The sequence below is a fragment of the Vibrio sp. 03_296 genome, from assembly GCF_002265885.1.
This window is the reverse complement of record NZ_NPKW01000502.1, coordinates 1-420: the sequence shown is the minus strand read 5'-3', so window position 1 is coordinate 420 and position 420 is coordinate 1. Positions and strand designations below refer to the sequence as shown.

The 420-nt window shown below is 37.4% G+C and carries 1 pseudogene; it reads left to right on the top strand.

The window, feature by feature from the left end:
- A pseudogene (locus tag CIK04_RS33965) lies at positions 1-282 on the top strand (hypothetical protein); the annotation flags it as partial.
- Positions 283-420 lie beyond the last annotated feature (138 nt).

Below are 420 nucleotides of genomic sequence, written 5' to 3'. Positions count from 1 at the left end.
CGCCATAGTCATCTCTTCGTTATATCATCATCTGTGCTCTATTCCTGGTGCAAACCGGGAGTGATGGATGTAGAAGGAGTTAGATTATTTTTTCAGAAGGTAGTCTCTTATAAGGGAAATGGTCTTAAGCGTGTACTCAACATGCTAAGTTTTGGCTTGGGTTTGTTTAGTCGAACATTTCGAGAATTTAGCAAAAGCAACAAACCAGACGTTATCATTGCCTCAACGGCCCACCCTTTTCATTTGCTTGCTGCTAAATATTACGCAAAAAATATGGGCTAAGCTAATTTTAGAAGTACGTGATATTTGGCCACTAAGTCTTCAAGAATTAGTCGGTATTTCAAAGCGTCATCCATTAAGCATAATAATCAACATTTTCAAAAATATGGTTATAAACACTGTGATCATTGTGTTTCGTTG